This window comes from Mycobacterium sp. (genome assembly GCF_049280035.1).
In the GTDB taxonomy this organism is placed as follows: domain Bacteria; phylum Actinomycetota; class Actinomycetes; order Mycobacteriales; family Mycobacteriaceae; genus Mycobacterium.
The window spans coordinates 1-2,025 of the sequence record NZ_JBAPPI010000239.1 but is presented as its reverse complement, the minus strand read 5'-3'; the positions used below and the strand labels follow the sequence as shown (position 1 = coordinate 2,025).

2 protein-coding genes are annotated in these 2,025 nt (G+C 65.0%); both read right to left on the bottom strand.

What is annotated here, in order from left to right:
• Nucleotides 1–1,242 (bottom strand): NADH-quinone oxidoreductase subunit NuoN (gene nuoN / locus WAN71_RS07690; RefSeq protein ID WP_422224763.1); only part of this gene is annotated, 1,242 nt, incomplete at its 3' end.
• 20 nt (nt 1,243–1,262) lie between these two features.
• On the bottom strand, nt 1,263–2,025 hold a 763-nt coding region (locus WAN71_RS07685), incomplete at its 5' end, for an NADH-quinone oxidoreductase subunit M (RefSeq protein ID WP_422224762.1).

The following is a 2,025-nucleotide window of genomic DNA, read 5'->3' as shown; positions in this document are numbered from 1 at the left end:
ATAACGCTGGCCAAGCCCGGCCCAATGCGACATCGTGGCGTCTTCGTCGCCGTCCGGGTTGCGGACCAGGCCGACGACCGCGAACGCGCCAACCGTGCTGAAGCTGTAGGCGACCAGGTAGAACATTGTCGACGCCAGACCGGCCGGGTTGTCTGCGATGACACCGGTGAGGATGAAGCCCACGTGTGCGATCGACGAATACGCCAGCATCCGTTTGACGTCAGTTTGGTTCACCGCGGTGACGGTGCCGACCACCATGGTCAGGATCGAGATCGCCCACAGCACAGGCCGCCATTGGTCATGGAGCGGCGGCAGCGCCACGTAGACGACGCGTAGCAGCGCGCCGAACGCCGCAACCTTGGTGGCCGCAGCCATGAACCCGGTGATCGGAGTCGGCGCACCCTGGTAGACGTCGGGAATCCACGAATGGAACGGGACCGCACCGACCTTGAACAGCAGGCCGACCGCCAACAAGGCGACGCCGATCAACGCCATCGATTGGTTGGTGCTGCCGGCCAGCGTATCGGCGATGCCGGGCAGCGCCAGCGTGCCCGTCGCGCCGTAGAGCAGCGCAACGCCGTAGAGGAAGAATGCCGACGAGAATGCGCCCAGCAGAAAGTATTTCACCGCTGCTTCCTGGGACAGCAAGCGGCGGTGACGGGCCAGCCCGCACAACAGGTACAGCGGCAGCGATAAGACTTCCAGCGCGACGAACATCGTCAGCAGGTCGTTGGCCGCGGGGAACACCAGCATGCCGCCGACAGCCAGCATGGTCAGCGGGAAGAGCTCGGTCTGCCTGACCCCGGCGCGGATCGCCTGGTGTTCGGCCGCGCTGTCCGGCACCGCAGAGGCTTGCGGGGTAAAAGAATCCAGCCCGGCAGCGATGTGGGCGGTGGCCGTTGCTGCGCCCGGGCCGGTGGTGGCATTCTCGCCGTCACGCCGTTCGGCGATGAAGATCACCGCCAGCACCGCGACCAGCAGGATGGCGCCCTGCAACAACAGGGTGGGGCCGTCGATAGCCAGCGCCTGCAGCACTGCGGTGCGGCCACTTGGCGGCAACTGCCTGCCGACGGCGACCACCGCGACGAACGCGGCGATGAGCCCGCCGATCGCAAGGACGACTTGGGCGCCGTAGCGGGCTCGTCGGGGCAGGAATGCCTCCACCAGTACCCCGACTACAGCAACGCTGAAGACGATGAGTATCGGTGACAGCAGCCCGTATTCGACGCTGGGAGTGGGCATAGAAGGGATGGCAATAGACGTCATCGGCGCGGTCCTTCCGCCGTCCCCGGTACGTGTGCGACACCTGGCCGCACGATCGGTGCGGGGTCGTGCTGGCCGATAGTGGTCATGGTGTTCCCCACCGCGGGGTTGATGATGTCCAGCACCGGCTTCGGGTACACTCCGAGCACCAGGAGCAACACGATTAGCGGTGCGACAACGACGATTTCGCGCGGCACCAAGTCGCGGATCCGTTCGTTGCCGTCGGTGACGGGGCCGGTCATCACCCGTTGGTAAAGCCACAGAATGTACATCGACGAGAGCACCAGCGCGGTGACTCCGAACGCCGCCGCCAGCCAGTAGCGGCTGTATGCGCCGATCAGCACCAGGAACTCGCTGATGAACGGCGCCAGCCCGGGCAGCGACAGGGTGGCCAGACCTGCGACCAGGAACGTGCCGGCCAGCACGGGAGCCACCTTCTGCACACCGCCGTACGCGGCGATCGACCGGGTGCCCCGGCGCGCGATCAGGAATCCGGCAATCAAAAACACCGCGGCGGTGGATATGCCGTGGTTGAGCATGTACAGCGTCGACCCGCTCTGGCCTTGGCTGGTCATCACGAAAATGCCGAGGATGATGAAACCGAAGTGCGAGATCGATGTGTAGGCGATCAGCCGCATGATGTCGGTCTGGCCGATCGCCACTATCGCGCCGTAGATGACGCCGATGACTGCCAAGACGACGATCATCGGGCGGAAATACGTTGAGGCATCGGGGAACAACTGCAAGCAATAGCGCAGCATG